Here is a 23296-nt window from a genome sequence, read left to right as displayed (position 1 = left end):
TTACTGGGTGTTTATATATTATTATAGGCCCGTGATCTCGTCCGTTGTGAGAAAGGTTTAGTGGGCATCCAATGGTTAACTCTCCAAAGGACTATCTATTCCCCAGATGCTTCACACGTCTCAAAGCTATAAATAAATTACGTTGGCTAAAAATTCAAAATTTGTAGCTCTCATATTTTGGGCGCTGCTTTATCTATTGCAGGGGTAGGTATGTCGGGTCGTCCAGGTTATTCAGTCGGTGCAAAAGTATCTTACAGTGAGAGCACAGGAATCACTATACATGGGGAGGCATCAGACGGCCATGGGATCGGAATTCAGACAGAAACCAGGCCGTTCGATGGGGCTGGCACTTCTGTAAAGTTAATGTTCCCAGCTGGGAAAGACACCAGCGTGGGGTTAGGTGTCGATAAATCCGGAAATCCTGATTCGGTATCAGTTAAGACTCCCAATGGGCAGTTAGACCTAACTAGGTTCAAAGACGACGGCGGTGGCGTCGGTTTTGGTATAGGATATCAAGATGCTAAGACGGGGGTTAAACAGCAGCTTAATTTAGAACCGGATGGCAATGGGAACTATAATGTAGATTTCCCAAATGGTGATGGGTCGACGACTTCTGGAAAGTTTTTTAAAAGCGAAGATGGTTACGGTTTTGGGGGGAGTTTTACCGATGGGAAAGGCTTTACATTTAATCTTGATACAAAAGGAGGGAGCTTTAAGTTCGATAAGTCAACGACAGATGGCCAAGATGGCAATACAAAAACAGAGTCTGGAAGTTTTGAGTTTGGTATTCAGGATGGTTTTTTCAAGCTTGGCGGGCAGTACGATGGCGAGGGTGGGGGAACTTCTCAAAGTATTGAAGATATAATGTACCCATTGCACATTTTTCCAGATGGTTTCTTTGAAAAAGTCCCTGACGGTCAGGTCGAAAAGATCGAAGACTCTTTTGGAGATGCTGAGACAACCGCTAGCCCCCTGATATTAGATCTGGATGGTGATGGAGTTGAGACGCTTTCTACCGATGCTGGAGTTCACTTTGACCACGATGGTAATGGATTCTTAGAAAGCACGGGATGGGTTGGCGTAGATGACGGCCTATTGGTTTATGATAGAAATCGCGATGGGAAGATTGATTCTGGCTCTGAGCTTTTTGGAAATAAGACGAGCATTTCAGTAGATAAGAAAGCCGCAAATGGATTTTTGGCATTATCTGAGTTTGATAGTAACAAAGATGGTGTTTTTGATTCTCATGATAATGCCTTTTCGGAGCTTAATGTATGGGTTGATAAGAACTCTGACGGTGTGGTTAGTGAGGGCGAGCTATTAACTCTTACTCAAGCAAAAGTTGCCTCAATCAACTTGTCTTACTCCGATTCTAGTAAGCCAGACGCTAGCGGAAATGCACCTCAGAGTATGCTTGATTCTAATGGTAATGATCATCGTCAATTAGGAAGTTATACTCGAATTGACGGTTCTGTTGCTGCAATAGAAGATGTCTGGTTTGATGTTAATGCTACAGATACTGCCGATAATTTTAGTGTTGAAGTCCCGCGTGAAATAGTATCTTTACCTAACGTTGATGGTTTCGGGAATGTCAATGATCTGCAGCAGGCAATGGGTCGTGACAAAATCCTTGTTACTTTGGTCGAGTCGTTCAGAAATGAGCAAGATACATCTGTTAGGCAGAAGCTGATTCTAGATATTATATATCATTGGGCTGGTGTCCAGGATCTCGATCCTGCAAGCCGCGGAAGTATGATTGGCGATGCACGTAAGCTTTTTGCTTTAGAGGCTTTTTTAGGGGAAAAATACTTTACCAGTGGAGGCTCCCCCGACCCAATGGGGCCAGTGGCAGTGTCGAAGTTGAACGAAGCATTTGACAGTTTAGCTACTGCTGTTTACGGCAAAATAATGCTACAAACTCATTTGGCATCATTACTTGACGGACTGGACGGAACCTATACTGAAGATGGAGTTCAATGGAATGTTTCATCTGTTGTTGTTAAGCTTAAAACTCAATTTGATGTGGATCACGAGAAAGGTCAGCTACTTATCGCAGAGCTTTCTAATGCATTGATTGGTTCTGGTGACTTTGGTCAAATTTTATTAAAAGAGCTTAGGGGCTCCGGGAAAGAGGGTGGGGATGGTTTTTTAAATTTGCTCTCTATTATTGGGATCGGAAACTTCGGTGGCTTTGGCAATGATTTTTTGAATGGGACTTTATCTGATGATCATCTCATGGGCATGTCAGGTAATGACAATATTTTTGGTGGTGAAGGAGATGATGATTTATATGGTGGCTTGGGTGATGACTATCTCTTAGGTGGTAGTGGCTCAGATACCTATCATTTTAATGTTGGGGACGGTAAAGATACAATTCTTAATATGGATTCCGATCCTGTAGGTGAGAGGCTAGATAGGATTCTATTTGGTGCCGGAATTTCACAAGGCGATATTCTGGTTAAACGTAGTGACTACGATCTAATTCTTTTTGTAAAGAGTGCGCAAGATAGAATCACAGTTCAGGGTTATTTTAATGATCTAGCGCCAGATGGTATCAACTACTCATTAGATAGAATTCAGTTTGAGGACGGGAGTTTTTGGACGGCTGAACAAGTTCGTTCCATGTCTGGGCAAACCACCGAAGGTAACGACCAACTCTGGGGGGATATTGGCGACAACGTAATCAGTGGGGGGATGGGGGATGATTTACTTTATGGTCTCGCCGGAGACGACATTCTGAAAGGGGATGCGGGCAACGACTTTCTGTATGGCGCTAAGGGGACGGACTCCTTGTCGGGTGGCGGTGGTCAGGACAACCTTTCTGGCGGCGCCGGAGCCGATTTTCTCGCGGGTGGCGACGGAAACGACTATTTGTCTGGCGATGCCGGCGATGACGTACTCGACGGCGGCGCAGGCAATGATACGCTTTCAGGCGGTGAAGATTCGGACACTTACCGTTTCAGTCGTGGTTGGGGTCAGGACACGATCGGCAACTATGACGCCGGCACCAACAAGTCTGATGCCATTGAGTTTGCATCTGACATCTTGCCTGGCGATATCGTCATTACCCGTTCCGCCGATGATTTGGTTCTTGCGCTGAACGGAAGCACCGACAAAATAACCGTCTCTAGTTATTTTATTAGTGATGGTGATAGTGCTTACAAGCTTGAGGAGATTCGTTTTGCCGATGGTACGAACTGGTCGATGGATCAGGTCAAGTCGATGGCATTGCTGTCGACCGAGGGCAACGACTCCATTCGGGGCTATGCCACGGATGACACCCTGAGTGGCGGTCTCGGTGACGACTTGCTGTATGGCTTTGCGGGTAACGACATCCTGAAGGGGGACGCTGGTAACGACATTCTCTATGGCGCTGAGGGGGTTGACTCCCTGTCGGGTGGCGATGGTCAGGACAACCTGTATGGCGGCGCCGGGGCCGATTTGCTGGCGGGCGATAGTGGAAACGACTACTTGTCTGGCGATGCCGGGGCCGATTTGCTGGCGGGCGGTAGTGGAAACGACTACCTGTATGGCGATGCCGGCGATGACGTACTGGACGGCGGTGCGGGCAATGACGCGCTTTCGGGCGGTGAAGGGGCGGACACTTACCGCTTCAGTCGCGGCTGGGGCCAGGATACGATCAGCAACTACGACCCTAGTACCAACAAGTCGGATGCCATTGAGTTTGCATCCGATATTCTGCCTAGCGATATCGTCATCACTCGCTCCTACGATGACTTGGTTCTGACCCTTCGGGGTACCACTGATCAAATCAGCGTATCGAGTTATTTTGGCTCTGATGGTTTGAGTGCTTATCAGCTGGAAACGATCAGGTTTGCCGATGGCACGAGCTGGTCGCTGGATCAGGTCAAGTCGCTGGCAGTCCTGTCGACCGACGGCAACGATTCCATTCGGGGCTATGCCACGGATGACACCTTGAGTGGCGGTCTTGGTGACGACTCGTTGTATGGTCAGGCCGGTAACGATGTCCTGAAGGGGGACGCTGGTAACGACATTCTCTATGGCGCTGACGGGGCTGACTCCTTGTCAGGTGGCGATGGCCAGGACAACCTGAATGGCGGCGCCGGGGCCGATTTGCTGGCGGGCGGTAGTGGAAACGACTACCTGTCTGGCGATGCCGGCGATGACGTACTGGACGGCGGTGCGGGCAATGACGCGCTTTCGGGCGGAGAAGGGTCGGACACTTACCGCTTCAGTCGTGGCTGGGGCCAGGATACGATCAGCAACTACGACCCTAGTACCAACAAGTCGGATGCCATTGAGTTTGCATCCGATATTCTGCCTAGCGATATCGTCATCACTCGCTCCTACGATGACTTGGTTCTGACCCTTCGGGGTACCACTGATCAAATCAGCGTATCGAGTTATTTTGGCTCTGATGGTTTGAGTGCTTATCAGCTGGAAACGATCAGGTTTGCCGATGGCACGAGCTGGTCGCTGGATCAGGTCAAGTCGCTGGCAGTCCTGTCGACCGACGGCAACGATTCCATTCGGGGCTATGCCACGGATGACACCTTGAGTGGCGGTCTTGGTGACGACTCGTTGTATGGTCAGGCCGGTAACGATGTCCTGAAGGGGGACGCTGGTAACGACATTCTCTATGGCGCTGACGGGGCTGACTCCTTGTCAGGTGGCGATGGCCAGGACAACCTGAATGGCGGCGCCGGGGCCGATTTGCTGGCGGGCGGTAGTGGAAACGACTACCTGTCTGGCGATGCCGGCGATGACGTACTGGACGGCGGTGCGGGCAATGACGCGCTTTCGGGCGGAGAAGGGTCGGACACTTACCGCTTCAGTCGTGGCTGGGGCCAGGATACGATCAGCAACTACGACCCTAGTACCAACAAGTCGGATGCCATTGAGTTTGCATCCGATATTCTGCCTAGCGATATCGTCATCACTCGCTCCTACGATGACTTGGTTCTGACCCTTCGGGGTACCACTGATCAAATCAGCGTATCGAGTTATTTTGGCTCTGATGGTTTGAGTGCTTATCAGCTGGAAACGATCAGGTTTGCCGATGGCACGAGCTGGTCGCTGGATCAGGTCAAGTCGCTGGCAGTCCTGTCGACCGACGGCAACGATTCCATTCGGGGCTATGCCACGGATGACACCTTGAGTGGCGGTCTTGGTGACGACTCTTTGTATGGGCAGGCCGGTAACGATGTCCTGAAGGGGGACGCCGGCAACGACATTCTCTCTGGCGCTGACGGGGCGGACTCCCTGTCGGGTGGCGATGGCCAGGACAATCTTTCTGGCGGTGCCGGCGCTGATTTGCTGGCGGGCGGTAGCGGAAACGACTACCTCTCTGGCGATGCCGGCGATGACGTACTGGACGGCGGTGCGGGCAATGACGCGCTTTCGGGCGGTGAAGGGGCGGACACTTACCGCTTCAGTCGCGGCTGGGGCCAGGACACGATCAGCAACTACGACCCTAGTACTAACAAGTCGGATGCCATTGAGTTTGCATCTGACATTCTGCCTGGCGATATCGTTGTCACTCGCTCCTACGATGACTTGGTTCTGACCCTTCGGGGTACCACTGATCAAATCAGCGTATCAAGTTATTTCGGCTCTGATGGTTTGAGTTCTTACCAGCTGGAAACGATCAGGTTTGCCGATGGCACGAGTTGGTCGCTGGATCAGATCAAGTCGCTGGCAGTCCTGTCGACCGACGGCAACGATTCCATTCGGGGCTATGCCACGGATGACACCTTGAGTGGCGGTCTTGGTGACGACTCTTTGTATGGGCAGGCCGGTAACGATGTCCTGAAGGGGGACGCCGGCAACGACATTCTCTCTGGCGCTGACGGGGCGGACTCCCTGTCGGGTGGCGATGGCCAGGACAATCTTTCTGGCGGTGCCGGCGCTGATTTGCTGGCGGGCGGTAGCGGAAACGACTACCTCTCTGGCGATGCCGGCGATGACGTACTGGACGGCGGTGCGGGCAATGACGCGCTTTCGGGCGGTGAAGGGGCGGACACTTACCGCTTCAGTCGCGGCTGGGGCCAGGACACGATCAGCAACTACGACCCTAGTACTAACAAGTCGGATGCCATTGAGTTTGCATCTGACATTCTGCCTGGCGATATCGTTGTCACTCGCTCCTACGATGACTTGGTTCTGACCCTTCGGGGTACCACTGATCAAATCAGCGTATCAAGTTATTTCGGCTCTGATGGTTTGAGTTCTTACCAGCTGGAAACGATCAGGTTTGCCGATGGCACGAGTTGGTCGCTGGATCAGATCAAGTCGCTGGCAGTCCTGTCGACCGACGGCAACGATTCCATTCGGGGCTATGCCACGGATGACACCCTGAGCGGCGGTCTTGGTGACGACTTATTGTATGGTCAGGCCGGTAACGATGTCCTGAAGGGGGACGCCGGCAACGACATTCTCTCTGGCGCTGACGGGGCGGACTCCCTGTCGGGTGGCGATGGTCAGGACAACCTTTCTGGCGGTGCCGGAGCTGATTTGCTGGCGGGCGGTAGCGGAAACGACTACCTCTCTGGCGATGCCGGCGATGACGTACTGGACGGCGGTGCAGGCAATGACGCGCTTTCAGGCGGTGAAGGGTCGGACACTTACCGCTTCAGTCGTGGTTGGGGCCAGGACACGATCAGCAACTACGACCCTAGTACTAACAAGTCGGATGCCATTGAGTTTGCATCTGACATTCTGCCTGGCGATATCGTTGTCACTCGCTCCTACGATGACTTGGTACTGGCGCTGAACGGAAGTGCCGACAAAATAACCGTCTCTAGTTACTTCAGTAATGATGGTGATAATGCTTACAAGCTTGACGAGATTCGTTTTGCCGATGGTACAACCTGGAAGCCGGATCAGGTCAAAACCATGGCGGCCTTCAAAAGTACTGATGGCAACGATGTCCTTACGGGTTATGCATCGGACGACAGCATCAGTGGCGGGTTGGGTAACGACACGATTTACGGCCGTGCCGGGAATGATACGCTGTCAGGCGAGGCCGGTAGCGACACCTTGTACGGTGAGGATGGTAACGATCTTCTCAACGGTGGTGCAGACGCCGATTTGCTTTATGGCGGCAATGGCAATGACACTCTGGATGGCGGTGGCGGCAACGATACGCTTGATGGTGGTATGGGCTCTGATACCTATGTGTTACGCAAAGGATCGGGCCAGGATCAGATTAATAACTATACCTCGGACGATAAGACAGCCCAGAAAATCGATAAGGTCAAACTGGACGGTTTGAATCCGGCCGATATCACGGTGCACAGAGAATATAACGATCTGGTTATTCAGATAAAATCGACGGGTGATTCGATCCGCGTCAATTCCCACTTCAACCAAGATGGTGACAGCGTCTACGCAGTGGATCAGCTTCAGTTTGCGGATAGTACTGTCTGGGATGGTGCGAAACTGAAAACGGAAGTGCTGAAGACGACTGGCGACAACGATACGATCATTGGTTATCAGACTGCCGACCAACTGTTTGGTCTCGCTGGGAATGACACGCTCAGTGGTCGTGGTGGCGATGATTTTCTGGATGGTGGTGCTGGCAAGGATACCCTCAACGGAGAAGAGGGCAGCGACACTCTTCTGGGCGGCGCCGACAACGACACACTGAGCGGCGGAGAGGGTAACGATCTCCTCGACGGTGGAACGGGCAATGACTCGTTAGCAGGTGGGCTTGGATCGGATACCTATGTTTTCCGTCGCGGATCGGGCCAAGATACGATTTATAATTCAGTCTCCAACGAGGCCAATACTGACATACAGGACGTTATTGTTCTTGAAGGTCTCAAGCCCGAAGATGTAGTGATGCGGCGCGAGTCCGATGACTTGATCATTCAAATCAAAGACACGAATGACTCTGTTCGTGTAAGCGGGCACTTCAGCTCGTACGTCGCATATAACTACGCAATCGATCAGGTAAAATTCGCAGATGGATCTGTTTGGGACACCTCCTTCATCAAGTCTGCATTGCTGACAGGTAACGCGGGTGATGACAACATCACCGGCTATGAGACTGCAGATATGCTGAAGGGGCTCCGTGGTAACGACACGCTTAGTGGTCGGGCTGGCGACGATGTTCTGGACGGCGGAGATGGCCGGGACACTTTGAATGGGGAGGATGGCAACGACACTCTGCTTGGCGGTGCTGGTAACGACATGCTTTCTGGTGGCAATGGTGACGATGTCATGGATGGCGGTTCAGGAAACGACACATTGAGTGGCGGCGGTGGGTCGGACACCTATATCTTCCGCAAAGGTTCCGGACAGGACACCATCTTGAATTACGCCTATTCGGACGCAACTCAGAATAAACTCGATGTAGTGAAACTTGAGGGGCTGACTGCATCGCAAGTCAGTATCCGGCGTGAGGGGGACGATCTCATTTTCCAGATCTCTGATACTGGTGAAACCCTTCGTGTCTCGTCACATTTCAGCAGCGACGCCTATGCTATCGATCAAGTGCAGTTCAGTGACGGCATTTTCTGGGATAAGACCCAAATTACTGCAGCGTTACTGGTGGGTACTGCTGGGGATGACAGCATCACCGGCTACGCCACTGAAGACAAGTTGAGCGGGTTGGCGGGCCACGACACGCTTAGTGGGCGCGCTGGTAACGACATTCTGGATGGCGGAGAGGGCAATGACACCCTTTACGGAGAGGATGGCAGCGACACTCTGCTGGGTGGAAAAGGCAACGATGCTCTGAGTGGTGGCGATGGTAACGACCTCCTTGACGGCGGCGTCGGCATGGATTCGCTTGCTGGAGGCAAGGGCTCTGATACCTACACTTTCCGTAAAGGCTACGGTCAAGACACAATCAATAACTCTGCTTACAACGACACGACTGAAAACAAGCTGGATGTTATTCGTCTTGAAGGCTTGAACGTCTCAGATGTGGTTATCAAGCGCGATTCAGACGATCTTCTGATTCAGATTAAAGAGTCTGGTGAAACTTTACGTGTCACCTCTCATTTTAGTGCCAGTACGATTTACGGTTATGCAATTGATCAATTGCAATTTGCCGACGGAACGATTCTGGAAAATGCACAAATCAGAGCTGCATTGCTTCTGGGAACTGACGCTGACGATGTTATGACGGGGTACAGTACAGATGATGTCATCGCCGGTGATGGCGGCAACGATACCCTTAGTGGTGGTTCCGGAAGTGATAGGATCGAGGGGGGAGATGGCAAGGATAATCTCTCTGGAGATGACGGCGATGACCTTCTCTTGGGCGGTTCGGGCGACGATTCGCTTTCTGGCGGGGATGCCAATGACACGCTTAAAGGTGGGGCTGACAACGACTCTCTTAGTGGCGGTTACGGCGATGATTTTCTAGATGGTGGTTCAGGCAATGATACGCTATACGGTGGGTATGGCTCGGATGTATACGTCTTTGGCCACGGCTCTGGCCAAGACACGATCAACAATTCGGCCTATAACGACACGACCGTCAATAAGCTTGATGTAGTGCGGCTTGAAGGGCTGAATCAGGCTGACGTTTCCCTACGTCGTGATTCAGACGATCTGGTTATCCAGATCCGCGACTCGGGAGATACACTGCGTGTTGCCTCGTATTTCAGCTCCAGCGCCATTTACGGTTATGCGGTTGATCAATTGCTGTTCGCGGATGGATCAACGTTGAACGTTGATCAGCTCAGAGCGGCAATACTCAAAGGAACACAAGAGGATGACTCTCTTATTGCGTTCGAATCCGCAGATTTTCTCAACGGGCTTGGTGGGAATGACACCATCAGCGGTCGTGGCGGCGATGACGTTCTAGATGGAGGTGATGGTAAAGATACTCTCTCTGGTGAAGATGGTAATGACACGCTATTTGGCGGTGCTGGCAATGACACTCTTAATGGCGGCTATGGCAATGATTCTCTTGATGGTGGCTTAGGCAACGACTCTCTAAGTGGTGGTGTTGGTTCAGATATTTATGTGTTTCGTAAGGGCGCAGGCCAAGACACGATCAACAATTCAGCCTACAACGATACGACCGTAGGGAAGCTCGATGTCATTCGATTCGAGGGACTCAACGCTGAAGACATTTCTATTCGCCGTGAGTCCGACGATTTGATTCTCCAGATCAAGGAGACTGGCGATACTCTTCGAGTCACCTCTCATTTTAGTGCCAGTGCTATTTCCGGATATGCCATCGATCAGTTGCAGTTTGCTGATGGGACGCTCATGGATAACTCGCAAATTAAACTGGCCCTGCTAGGTGGGACGGAGGATGACGATACCCTCGTCGGCTACGACACCGATGATGTGCTTAAAGGTTTAGCGGGCAATGACAACATTAGCGGTCGTGCAGGTGCCGATATTCTCGACGGTGGTGCCGGTAAGGACAGCCTTTATGGTGATGAAGGTAATGATGTTTTGCGAGGGGAGGCGGATGACGACACGTTAAACGGTGGCATAGGAGATGACCTTTTGGATGGCGGTGCTGGTAATGATTCCTTAGCGGGCGGTTCCGGTTCGGATACCTATGTATTCCGTAAGGGATCGGGCCAGGACACCATCAATAATTCAGTTTATAACGACACGACGGCTAATAAACTTGACGTTATCAAGCTGGATGGATTGAACCTCTCGGATATTTCGCTGCGGCGTGAGTCGGACGACTTGATCATCGAGATTAAGGAAACCGGTGAGATTCTGCGTGTGACTCAGCATTTTAACGCTAGCCTGATCTCCGGTTATACGATTGATCAGCTTCAATTCAGTGATGGATCGTTTCTGACAACTGATCAGATCAGAACCGCGTTGCTTATTGGCACCGTAGGTGACGATATCATTTTCGGTTATGACTCGGCAGATGTTCTAAAAGGGGCTAGCGGTAATGACACCTTAAGCGGCCGAGCCGGAAATGATGCACTCCTCGGTGGCGAAGGCAAAGACATGCTCAATGGCGAAGACGGCAATGACATTCTTGACGGCGGTGCTGGGAACGACACTTTGAACGGTGGTTATGGGTCAGATACCTATGTTTTCCGAAGAGGAGCTGGGCAAGACACCGTTAACAACTATGCCTATAACGATACGACGCCCAACAAGCTGGATGTCGTGAAACTGGAAGGGTTAAATCCAGCGGACGTCTTGCTGCGCAGGGAAGTAAATGATCTGATCATCCAGATCAAATCTACCGGCGAAACGCTTAAAGTGTCTTCGCATTTCAGCACCAGCGCCATATTGGGTTATACGATTGACCAGCTTCAGTTTGACGATGGCACGATCTGGAACACAACAGATATCAGTTCCAACCTAGCAGGGCAGACCTCGGTGGATCCGTTGAACCTTGCCGGCACAGGTGAGAACGATGTTCTTGCGGGCGGCGCAGGCAATGACACGCTGAGTGGCGCCGCCGGTGATGACGTGTTGGATGGCAGGACGGGGAATGATCGTTTGGACGGCGGTGCAGGAGATGACATCTACCTATTCGGTAAAGGCGCTGGTCAGGACACTATTTCATCCTACGAGGGACGAGTGGGTAAGCTGGATACTGTAAGGCTGACATCGTTGAATGCCTCTGACATCAGCTTGGTACGCGACGCCAATGACCTTGTTATCAATGTCAATGGCACAGCTGATAGCTTGCGCATCTCGAATCACTTTATTGGTGAAGCTACTTCAGGCTATCAAATTGATCGTATCCAGTTCGCTGACGGGACGTTCTGGGATCAAGGTACGGTCAAGTCAGAAGTCCTGCGTGGCACAGCGGCCGATCAGACCCTGGCTGGTTACCAAGCGGATGATCAAATCGATGCGGGAGCCGGTGACGATATCGTCAGTGGTGGGGCTGGTAACGATACGCTCAAAGGAGGTATTGGCTCCGACACATTAAATGGCGAGGAAGGTAATGATGTTCTGCGAGGTGGTGCTGGAAACGACATATTAAGCGGCGGCGCCGGAGATGACACCCTTGATGGAGGCGATGGAAACGATCGTCTTGATGGCGGAGCAGGTAATGACAGCTATCTGTTCAGAAAAGGTGCTGGCCAGGACACGATCTATAATGCCTATGAAAACCGCGTCGGCAAGCTTGACAGGGTCAAGTTGACTGATCTCAACGCATCTGATGTCACGCTTTTCCAGGAAGGTGCAAATCTGGTTATTCGGATCAATGGTTCGACCGATAACCTCATAGTCATGAATCACTTCCTGAATGATGCAACCGGTGGATACCAGATTGACCGCATTCAGTTTGCGGATGGCAGCTTCTGGAATCAGTCTGTTATCAAGGCTCGCGTTCTTCAGGGAACGGACGGTGATCAGTCTCTGACAGGCTACAGCACAGACGATATTATTGACGTCGCGGCCGGTGACGATACGGTTAGCGGTGGGGGAGGCAACGACACTCTATTGGGTGGAGCTGGCGCCGATAGGCTTAACGGTGATGACGGCAACGATCTTCTTCAAGGAGGCACCGGAAACGACATCCTGAATGGGGGTATCGGAAACGACATCCTGGATGGTGGTGCAGGAAATGATCGTCTAGATGGTGGTGCGGGTGACGATGCATATTTATTTGGCAAAGGCTCTGGCCAGGACACGATCTACTACGCCTATGAGGCACGTGCAGGCAAGGTCGATACCGTCAAGCTGAGTGACTTGAAAGCTTCTGACATAACTATCTCTCGTGACGCTGCTGATCTGATTATTCGCATTAACGATACTACCGACAGTATGCGGGTACTTAATCATTTTGCTGGAGACGCAGCGACTGGTTATCAGATAGATCGTATTCAGTTCGCAGATGGTTCGTTCTGGGATCAATCGATTATCAAACTGCAGGTATTGAAGGGCTCCGATGCGGATCAAAGCCTGACGGGATACGCTGGCGACGACATAATCGACGCGGGTGCGGGTGATGACGCTATGTCCGGTGGCGCGGGTAACGATACTCTGTCCGGCGGTAGTGGTTTAGATACGATCAGCGGCGACGAAGGTGATGACAACCTGAATGGCGGCGCTGGTAATGACACCCTTAATGGTGGCACTGGCGATGACATTCTCGACGGCGGTGCAGGTAATGACCTCCTCAATGGTGGCGCTGGAGATGACACCTACCTGTTCGGTAAGGGCTCTGGCCAAGATTCGATTTACTATGCCAATGAGTCGCGCCTAGGCAAACTCGATACTGTGAAACTACTCGGTCTGAACCCGAGTGATGTCACCATTTCCCGCGATGGGTACGACCTTATCCTAAAGGTGAATGGCACAACCGATAGCCTGCGTATCTATTACCATTTCATGGGCGATGCTACGTCTGGATACCAGATTGATCGTATTCAGTTTGCAGATGGCAGCTTTTGGGATCAGACATTCATCAAGACCGAAGTATTGCGTAGCACGGACGCTAATCAGTCATTGACTGGTTACGAAACGGACGACGTGATCAATGCCGGTGTGGGGGATGATTCGATCAGCGGCAGCGGTGGTAACGACACCCTGTCCGGTGAAGCGGGTGACGACACTGTCAGTGGTGGGACAGGTAACGACACTTTGATCGGCGGCAGTGGCGCGGACACTCTTAACGGTGATGATGGTGATGACCTTCTTCAAGGTGGGGTTGGCAATGACAACCTCTATGGCGGGAATGGTAATGACGTTCTCGATGGTGGATCAGGTAATGACCTGTTGAATGGCGGGAATGGTGATGATACTTACCTGTTCGGCAAAGGCTCTGGTCAAGACCGTGTCTATTACGCAAACGAAACCCGTGCAGACAAGCTTGATACCGTGAAACTGATCGACCTGAACGCCGGCGACGTGAGTCTCTCACGCGATGGTTATGACCTGGTTATACGAGTCAACGGAACAACCGATAGCTTAAGGGTTGTTTACCACTTCATGGGCGATGCGACTGCTGGATATCAGATTGATCATATCCAGTTTGCTGATGGCAGTTTCTGGGATCAAACCGCAATCAAGACGCAGATCATGCAAGGCACTGCGGCGGATGAAACACTGTCAGGAACGTCGGCTGACGACACCATCGATGCGGGCGCAGGTGACGATACCGTCAATGGTATGGCTGGCAGCGACACGCTCTCTGGCGGTGCCGGTGCCGATACGCTAAATGGTAACGACGGTAATGATGTTCTACAGGGTGGTGCAGACGACGATGTCCTCTACGGCGGGGATGGCAGTGATGTGCTTGATGGCGGGGCAGGTAACGATCGCCTGGACGGCGGAGCTGGAGATGACATCTATATATTTGGCAAAGGGGCTGGCCAGGACTCGATCTATTACGCCAATGAGACTAGGGCAGGCAAGATGGACACTGTCAAGCTGACTGACCTGAATGCCTCTGATGTCAGTGTTACTCGTGATGGTATGGATCTTTTTATCCGAGTCAACGGTACAACTGATAGCCTGCGAGTGATCTACCATTTCCTGGGAGATGCGACTGCCGGATATCAAATTGATCGTATTCAGTTCGCCGACGGTAGCTTCCTGGATCAAGCAGCGATCAAGTTCCAAGTACTGCAAGGTTCTGATGGAGATGACACTCTATCGGGCACCAGCAGCAACGATGTCATTGATGCCGGACTGGGGGACGATACCGTCAACGGAGGAGGCGGTGACGATACCCTCAAGGGTAACGATGGTTCGGATACTCTGAATGGAGGAGATGGAAATGATTTGCTGCAGGGTGGAGCTGGTAATGACGCCCTCAACGGGAATGATGGTAACGACGTTCTTGATGCTGGCGCTGGCAACGACGTGCTGAATGGTGGTAACGGCAACGATACCTACCTGTTCGGTAAAGGCTCTGGTCAGGATACTGTTAATAACGGTGGTGAGGTTCGCATTGGAAAAACTGACACCCTCAAACTCACCGATCTTAATACTGCAGATGTGCAGGTCACACGTGAAAACAATGACCTTCTTATCCAGGTTATCGGTAGCTCCGACAGCTTGCGTGTGGCGTCGCACTTTGCCGGAGATGCTACGGCTGGATATGAGATTGATCGCATTCAATTCGCGGATGGTAGTGAGTGGAATCAAACCACAATTAAGTCGAATGTTATTCAAAGTACTGACTCGGATGATACCTTGCGTGGTTTTGCCACTGACGACGTGATCAGCGCGGGGCTGGGAGATGATGCTATTTATGGTGCTGATGGTAATGACACTCTCTCTGGCGGTGATGGTATCGATGCGCTGTATGGTGATGTAGGCAATGATCACCTATTGGGTGATGCCGGTAATGACACGCTTTATGGCGGTGCCGGTGATGACCTTCTTGATGGCGGAGCTGGCAACGATGCGCTAACGGGGAGCGAAGGCAGCGACACCTATGCGTTTGGCGTTGGTGGAGGGAAGGACTCGGTCAACAACTACGACGCAAGTACTAGTAACGACACCGTTCAGTTCGATGCCAGCGTCAGCCTTGAGGAGCTCTGGTTCCGTCGCAGTGGCAACGACCTGGAGGTTAGCATTGTCGATACGCCCGACAAGATTGTCGTCAATAACTGGTACTCCTCCAATGACTACCATGTGGATCAGTTCAAAACCTCCGATGGGAAAACCTTGTTAGACAGCCAGGTACAAAGCCTGGTCGATACCATGGCGTCCTTCGGCGTGAGTGCTGGCGCTGAAAGTAGTTTGACTCAATCGCAGCAGAATCAGTTGGATGCGGTTCTGGTCGCGAGTTGGAAGTAGTTTTGACGTAGATTCAAACTGTAAAAGGACGCCCCGGTTACCGGGGCGTTTTTATATCTGCTCTAGCTATGGAGCTTTGAGTGTTGCTAGTTTTCACTGTCGCCCATCCTGGGAAGGTGGTGGATTTGGCCTAACGTGTCTCCTCAACTGCTAAGAATGGCTGCCAGGGATGCGGCAGATCCGGTTACAGACGATCACCAGTATTGGCTAGGTCTTTTAAATATGTTCCCCAGATGCGGCGCGCACCATCTCAAACCCAGCCAACCGCCACCCGGCCATCAGCTAGCGGTCGTTGATTTTGCGCTCAAAGCTATAGAGCACCTCGTCTGGCCGAGCACTGAACGTCTTGTCATTTTTCGGCATGAGAAATCCATTCGCAATCAAGGGCGTTCACGTTGTAATGATCATCAAGCAGGTTTGCGGAACTCGTCTATGCTACAGCTTTCACTCAGGGATGATTCAAGGATGGTCAATGAGACGTAATTTTGAAGTCGCCAGATGCATCCTTTTTTCTGTCCAGGAATCCCCCGACATTACTGGAATTACCTATCTAGACTTGGACAAGTTCGCTGCAGCTGCCGGACTCTCGGGGTACGACTGGTCTTACGGAATGAGGTTGATGGTGGATGGTGGTTTTTTGGGCTGTGACAACGGGAGGTATCAGCTTACCTGGGCAGGGCACGACTTGCTGGATCAACTGAGTAAATAAGCTGATTTTGTTCCCATAGCGATCAACCTCTGCAAAGGCGATATGGGATCAGACCCAGCTCTCAAGGCTGGGTTTTTTTATTGTCGTTTACTCATGCGGCTAGCATTTTGGCGCGAGCAACAATACCTAAAATTTTCATTGGCAGTACACATTCCGGAAAGACGCTGTCCTACCAGGCATCCAGGTACCTGGCTTAACATGCGCTCAGCGTGCGCTACCAGTGACGGGTTCGTAGCTGATGAAGATGGCCATTTTTAGGTCGATGAGCTGCACTGGGAATCGCGCTGCGCAGCGGATCGTCACCTCACAAAACTGAGTGATTGAGCTGCATCTTTTCAAATCAATGCCGGAACCTCATTTGCAATTTCCTGCCTTCCGATAGCCCGCCGCCGCTGCCTCGGACTCTGATCCAAAAGCAACCTGATTCTTCGCAGACACGTTGTCGTAACTCGGACAGCCTACTGGCAGGTGATAAATGTGGCTGTTTTTGTTGCCAACGATTGTTCCGGTCGAAGCTGAACCGGCGGCTTGCGGCACGTCGGATGAGGACGTGGTAATTCGCGGAGGCAGGGTGCTCACGACACCGTCGCCAACGGGCTTATACCCTGTTATCCAAGCACGTTGGCCGGTTACGAACGGGTTCGAGTGACCCATAATCGCCGCGATGCGCTTGTTTCGTTCTAGCTCCCAGGAAGTGACGGGGAATTGTTTGTCCCACGCCATGAGTAGCTTTTGCTGCTGACGCGACATGTTCAGGTTGTAGCGATCAAACATGTAAAAGGTCGTCCTGGCCACCAGACCTTTGACCTCATCGCGAGGCTCTGCGGCGCGTTGATCGAAGTCAACCTTGGTCTTGCACTGCCCATACTGTGGTGCGACCCCTGAAGCCATTCCGTAATTGAAATTGCTCCGATCGCCATTCACTTCACCCACTGATGGGTAGAGGTTGAAAAGATCGGCCTCCATCGCTTGGAACACAGGGTCATCCTTCACGCAATGCTCACGACCGCCTTCCTGCCAGCATTGCCGTTGATGCCCGAATGTCCAGGCTGGGACGATGTGTTCCCACTCAGTTCGCTCAGCTCGGTTCGCTTGTTTTCTGGCTTGAAGGCCACAGGAACTTGCGTCGATTCGCCCCCCTGATTTTCCTACCCATGTCCACTTGCAACCGCAATAAAGCTCGCCCATTGAGCTGCTGGCTTGATCGAGATAGACCTGTTGCTTCGCGACGACTTTAGCTTCGGTGAAGGTGGCAGGTGGTGCAGCAAAAGCTGAGAGGATTGGTGTCAGGGATAACGCGACAGCAAGTAGCATTCTTTTCATGAGAAGGGCATTGGCAAATTTAGCAGGGCAGTATACGAGCAGTTCGGACAAAGTCGAAGCGCTGCCGGTAGCTGCAGTATCGTGTCGATGGTGCAGGAAGATGGCGAGCAAATCGGCCAGTTCATGGTGCGTGGCCTGATGCGAGAACTGGGATTAATAAGCAAGCAACCGGGCTCGCAGGCTCATAGCAAGCAAACGTGCAGCGGCCAGACAGTCCGAATATTTTGAAGCGAGAGTTCGATGCACCCACGCCTAATCAGGTCTGGTGTGCGACATCACCTATATCTGGGCGCAAGGGAAATGGCATTACTTGGCAGAGGTTATGGATCTTTATGCGCATCGGATTGCGGTTTGGGCGCTTTCGAACACGCCGGATGCGGACTTGGTGATCAAGGCGCTGGGCATGGCCTATGAGCAGCGCGACCAGCCTCAAGATCTGCTATTTCACTGCGATCAGGGCATCCGATACTGAAGCCTTGAGCTAGACTCATGATGATAATTTTTAATTTAGTGTTTTAGCCCGCCACTGTTGGGTTTTGTCGGACGACTATTAGGTTTCTCGCCGTCTTATGGCAGGCCTATTAGTATACTTTGTATGCTTTGGTCGGTCGCATTAGTCTACTAAGTGTACTAACTAAGCATGCAAGAAAACAGTTGCGCGCTGGATGCTGCTTATGGAAAGATAAATAGACGTTGAGTGCATTTTAGGCTTCCAAGTGAATATGAAAGCTTTGTCATCTATCCGGTCTGTAGCTCCACTGATGGAACTAATTCCTACCGTGCGCGATGGCCGTAGCCAGTTTAGGCTGCTGTGCTCGGATCTTCTTTTAGCTGCTTTTTTTGACAATTTTGTTCGCGGCCTGGCAAAGGAGCGGAAATACAAAACAGTCAGAACATATTGCTATGCGCTTAGATGTTTTCTCAATTACATACAAGCTCTTACTAATATCTTGGGTAGCTTGACTCCTTTAGAATTGCTTGAGGCTTTGGATAATTATGAGAGCTTCCTAACGTTTGGCACTTTGAGTGATGTCGAAATTGTAAGGAAAGTTGCTCGGGTAGTCGGCGGACGAAACGTCGGAGGAAGTTCGGTTGCGGTTCATCTGGCTGCAGTCAATAAGTTTATTAATGCAAGTGAAAATTTTCGTATTGGCTTTTTGGAACTTGAAGCAAGGGGCTATATTGAATCCACGGCTATGTCGGGTTTCTCCCTTCAGCGGGAAGTTTCGATGAAGTCTCCGCAAAGAGTTCGTCAAGCAATTAAAGCTAATAGTTGGTTGGCTGGATGTATGGCAGGTGGCGCAAAAAAGATCAAGCGTAAAGGGCTAAGGCCAGTATCTCGTCCCTCAGAGCTCGCTCACACAGACGAGTTCGGTGGCGACGAAAAGACGTTTCCGATCGACAAGTGTAAGGAACTGATCGAGCAGGCAACTTCCTTGCGCGATAAAGTGCTTTGGAGTCTGATTGCTGCTACGGGATGCCGGATCTCAGAAGCACAAACGATGTTGGAGATGGATATCCAGATTAATATTAAGAGTCCGGAGTTAAATCATGTACTGATTATTGACCCTGACACGCGTAGAGATGAGTTTATTCACTTCTTGAGTGAGCATGAAATTAATCAGCTGCCGCATAAAGGCAGAGCAAGCCCCAAGACATTCATGATTGAGCCGTTTGCAAGTATGTTTTGGATTGCTTTGGCTGAGTACAAAACCGACGAATTTGTAAAGCAACAGCGGAGACCAATCCCTGTCAGGCATCCTTTTCTATTTAGGAAGTTGGGCTCAAGTGATCCGATGTGTAATTCATATCAAACACTCTATGAGCGCTTTTCTAAAGCGGCGTTTGAAGTTACGGGTCGCAGTTACGGTTTCCACAGTTTACGTCATATGTATGGGTACTATTTAGTCAACCATTGTCCTAATCCATACCCCGATGGTCGTCAATTTGGGGTAGATATAACTAGGGTCAAGCAGTTTATGGGGCATGTGAAAATTTCTACGACGAAGAAGTATGCTCGTCAGGACGCCGTGATGTTGGAGTCTACGCTCTGCGCAATTAATTTGGCGAAACTGTGTGGCGGCATAAAAACTGTCCGTCAAGCACAGATTGCTCATCTTGAGCATGAAATCAAACGACTGAAATCTGAAATTGCAGCGGAGACCGCATGATTAATCTTGAGAAATCGAAAGCAGTCTGGCTAGTCCCTGAACATCAGGTTGGAGCAGAGTTTGATATTTCAGTACACAACCTTAACAAAATTTATCGCCGCAAGTATTCAGGTTGGGGAACTACGTCTCCGCTATATAAGGTCATTCGTCGTATTGAAAAGATGGGCGTCTCACCGTTCAGAGGCTGGAGTGCTACGGCGATCCACGAGATTCTTGAGGTTAGTTTTAAGCGAGGACGAAAAATTAACAGTATTTCTGATCTTCCTCATTTTCCATGCACTGCCGCAAATCAAGCCTCCGGATTTTTCAGGCTGGTTTTTATCGACCTCTGGATCAGAAAGAAGATTCTGCTTCCTCTGAATTTTACCGCTGCAACTCATCAAGATGACATTTTAGATGAGATGGCTGCGGCTTCAGGTTGCTCTGCGATGGTTCGGGTACGTAGTGTTAACTTGAACTCTTCCTTGGTTTACGATGGAGGGATGTCTGAAGAGGACAGACGGCTTCGACAAACGCACTGGCTTAGGTTTCTGTTATGTACGACAATTTACAACCCATTAGATATGACCGAAACTGATATTAATATCTTGGGTGCTTGTGTTGGAAAAGAGAATGAATGGATTCTCCGATATTACCCTAAGGATCTGATTCACTTTCTCTCTGATTCAGATATTCAAAAGCAGGCTGCAATTCGAGTCTATTCAGAAGTCAGGCGCAACTCGCTCGATGCGAAAAAGTTGGCGAAGCCTGGCAGAGACAAAAAGCTTAAGAAAACCCAATACGAAATTTCCGCAGACCAATCTTTAAATTTTCTTGAAGGAGGTGATCACGGTGTTTGGGGCTTAGCTAAAGTTATTCCCGATATCACAAAACTTCGTTCCGGTTTCTGGATTGCTACTGATCATAGCGATCCTAACGAAGCTGACTTTTCTGGGGGGTACGCTTACCTACCTGATAAGGTCAAAAATTTTGCTAAGCTTTTGAATAGTGCATACGAGGGGTTTGTGCGTTCAAAGCGGTACCAGCAAGAAAAAAACGCAAGGGTTCCTCAGGCTTTGTTGTTAGCATATTCGTCTGTTTATTTGTATAAGTTTTTTATGGGGCGTGACGGGCATCTTGGGGAGTATCCAACTTCGCTTAACGATTTTTCATGTGAGTTATTTGTGGCGGGTGACAGCCATCTTGTAGATGGGTTAGTTGTTTATAAGAAGCGTAGGCCAGATACCTTGATAGGATTTATGAACGCTTATGCAACAGTTAATTCCTGGAGCGCTGATACTCTATATATGCGTATCAAGTTCATTGATCACTTCTTTGATCATGTGGTTGATAATCAAGCGCGATACGCGAACGCTGATAATGTTAAGAATACGATCACTCCTGCTTGCTATCCAAGGGTGAAAAAGCGATACGGTACTGTTAAAAAACCTATTCCCCGTCAGTATTTTGCTACGTTCATGAGTATGCTTTACTCCCTAGAGGCTCTTGCTATGCATCTCAATGACATGGCAGCAGGGGACGTGGGAGGGGTTCTAGCCGGAAAACTTGTGCAGCCTACGATAGCAGAGCTGACTACTCGTCCAGAGTGGGCGGGGATTTGGGGTTTCAACAGCCCGAAGATGGCTGCGATTGACTTGGAAGCTCTCAGCTACTGCCCAATATTTTATCATGATCAAAAGCCAGTCCGGTTCGAGTATATTCCTAGGTTTTATCGTCCTACCGAGATGTGTGTTGAACGTAATATCGGAGGTGTAGTCGAGCGGGCTTTGGAACCGCGTATCGTAATGAATGATGTACGGATTGCTCAGCTAATGTGCGAGACTGGGATTAGGCAGAATCACCTTATTTGGCTGGATAGGGATCAGTACGATTGCAATGTTGATGAAAGCAGTCGTCGATCTTTGGTTCCTCTCTATGTGAGCACAGATAAAGCTCACTCTGCTTGGAGTGCTATCACCTCTCGACGAGTCTTAGAGCTCTTGCATAGGCAGGCTGCATGGTATGACAAAGACTTAAGCTCGGAGTATCAGGAACAACTTTGGTACGATGGCAAGAAGAACTCAGCTTTTGGTCAGTTCAGACCGCTCTTCAGGCTTTCTCAGGGAATCAATAGCTGGAATAATTACGATGCGTTCAATTCGTTTTTGCTATGTCTGCAGTATTTCATCAAAATCGGGCTGGGCGATGATGCCCTGAAGGATATCATATGGCTTAAAAAGAACGGGGTAGTCGAGTATATTGGTGATCATGATCCTTCCAGCTTAGGCCGGGAGCCAGCGAAATATTATCATAGCTCTATCACTCCCCACGGCTTGCGTGCTGGGTTCGTGAGTGAAGCTATTAAATTTTTACCTCCATTCTTGGTTGGTCAGTACTTTACCGGGCAAACTGAGGAACTCGTATACTATTACGCGGTGCATGATGAGGATGATCCTGATCTTAGTTTCGAGCAGGTGCTTTCTAGGATTTTGTTGAATAATCAACAAAAAATTGCTGATGGCTTAGTGCCGGAATTGACCAATACTATAGTCCAAATGAATATGAGGCTTCAACAAGATATTGAGCGTAATCCGATCTCCGCTATTGATAAGCATAGGCTATTTAGCCTGGAGAGGGCCAAAAATAATAAAGGAGAGTTTGCTAGGAACGGTGTTGACTTGATTCGATTGGAAGAGGCGACTGCGTTAGCCTTCAATAGTACTCATATTTGTCCGTTCGGTAACAATTGTAGCATGGAAGCGATTGCGATTGTGGGTGGGCCTAATTATTGTGCGGGGTGCCCTTTTGCAATCAGAGGAGCCGCACACTTGCCCGCGATTTCTGCACAGAAAGACAAATACAAGGAACTAATGCTGGGTGTTCTCAGGATGATCCAAGAAATGCTAATTCGTAAGCCTGAGCATAGGTCATGTGCGGACTTGGAGCGATTGGAGCAGGAGCATGATCATTTTGCATCGCAAGCACTACTCCTTGAGGCGCTTGAATTACAGCTGGTAGAGATCGCTCAGCAAGGCGACGGGAAGGATTTGATAGTTCAGCGTCGTGGCGAGGTTGTTCAGCAGTATGCACGCTTCGGCTTGCCTGAAGAGGCTCAATTGCTTAAGCGACTTGTTGATGCCCAGACATTTCCTGATCTGAACAGCCCGGAGCTTGAGAGCCAACTGGCTTTATTGAGATATGAACTATTGATGGACGGCCCAGATGCTCGGGAGAAGCTAGGCATTACCTCTCAGCCTGGAAGGTCGGCATCACATCATCTCGGCTCACTGATCGGAAGCATGGTGAGTAGCGGAGCCATCGATGAGTTTGATGTCTACAGAATTTGCGCTGACGCGGAGATTCAGAACAAGGCACTCGCTGCTCCATCTCCAGTTATGTTGGGCCTGCTGGGGTGAAT

At 50.3% G+C, this 23296-nt stretch carries 4 protein-coding genes and 1 pseudogene; 4 read left to right on the top strand and 1 reads right to left on the bottom strand.

The annotated features are described in order from the left end of the window. The first annotated feature begins 210 nt into the window (after positions 1 to 210). A complete protein-coding gene (locus tag POR16_RS26810; RefSeq protein WP_154897059.1) occupies positions 211 to 15696 on the top strand; it encodes a calcium-binding protein in 15486 nt (5161 codons plus the stop codon). 1063 nt (positions 15697 to 16759) lie between these two features. Here POR16_RS26810 and POR16_RS14185 read toward each other — a convergent pair. Further along, positions 16760 to 17728 carry an endonuclease gene (locus tag POR16_RS14185; RefSeq protein ID WP_042932687.1) on the bottom strand — a complete coding sequence of 323 codons (969 nt, stop codon included), beginning with the start codon at positions 17726 to 17728 and terminating at the stop codon, positions 16760 to 16762. A gap of 30 nt (positions 17729 to 17758) precedes the next feature. Here POR16_RS14185 and POR16_RS14180 point away from each other — a divergent pair. The 3 genes and pseudogenes from POR16_RS14180 to POR16_RS14170 form a co-directional block, all read left to right on the top strand. Beyond that, a pseudogene (locus POR16_RS14180) lies at positions 17759 to 18197 on the top strand (DDE-type integrase/transposase/recombinase); the annotation flags it as partial. Positions 18198 to 18450: 253 nt separating this feature from the next. Continuing rightward, positions 18451 to 19899 carry a tyrosine-type recombinase/integrase gene (locus tag POR16_RS14175; protein ID WP_234887644.1) on the top strand — a complete coding sequence of 483 codons (1449 nt, stop codon included), beginning with the start codon at positions 18451 to 18453 and terminating at the stop codon, positions 19897 to 19899. Beyond that, positions 19896 to 23294, top strand: a complete 3399-nt coding sequence (locus POR16_RS14170; protein ID WP_005893883.1) for a hypothetical protein — start codon at positions 19896 to 19898, stop codon at positions 23292 to 23294. The genes POR16_RS14175 and POR16_RS14170 overlap by 4 nt, the downstream gene beginning before the upstream one ends. Positions 23295 to 23296: the final 2 nt, after the last annotated feature.

Origin of the sequence: Pseudomonas coronafaciens pv. oryzae str. 1_6, assembly GCF_000156995.2 — a bacterium.
Classification (GTDB): domain Bacteria; phylum Pseudomonadota; class Gammaproteobacteria; order Pseudomonadales; family Pseudomonadaceae; genus Aquipseudomonas; species Aquipseudomonas tremae.
Note: the sequence above shows the minus strand (reverse complement) of the source record. Positions and strands in the feature narration are given on the sequence as shown.